Genomic DNA, 555 nt, shown 5'->3' on the forward strand with positions numbered 1-555 from the left:
TGCGAATGGAATTGTTAAATCGTAGCGTAAGGCAAGTTTGCGTTTTCCTTGATCTTGCAGCGTATATATTTCTTTTAAAATTTCATCACCACCACCGTACTTGTATGACATAAGTTCATACATATTTAAAGTTGGTGTTTCTAAAGGTTTACATCCATAGCGTTCAAATGTATCTTCACACGCCCTTTTAATTTTATTTCTCAGTACTTGTTCCTCTGGTAAATAGTCTTTTGTTCCTTTTACATTTTTCATTTCCATTGTAATCACTCCTCTTTTAAATTAAAAAAAGCTATGCAGGTATAAAAATACCCACATAGCTTTTTGAACGCTTCGTGGGTCAACAGGAAAAGCCCTGTACCCACGAAGAAAAATTTTTCTCCGGATACACGGCGTTACGTATGATGATGAAGTTGGAAAGAAGTATTAAAAGTACGCATAAGAAATCTCTCCTTAATTTAAGTTTTTCCAAATTATATCAGATGATTTTTGAATTATCAATATTTTTAGTTTTGAAATATACGTGAAGTTATGTAGAAGAAATGGAAAAGAGTGTAT

1 protein-coding gene is annotated in these 555 nt (G+C 32.4%); it reads right to left on the reverse strand.

Translation table 11 applies throughout. The features are described 5' to 3' along the window. Window positions 1-258: ATP phosphoribosyltransferase regulatory subunit (locus tag KI356_RS27140; protein ID WP_212936996.1), on the reverse strand; the 258-nt coding region annotated here is incomplete at its 3' end. Between the last annotated feature and the right edge of the window lie 297 nt (window positions 259-555).

It is taken from the genome of Bacillus hominis (assembly GCF_018332515.1).
GTDB classification, from domain to species: Bacteria; Bacillota; Bacilli; order Bacillales; family Bacillaceae_G; genus Bacillus_A; species Bacillus_A hominis.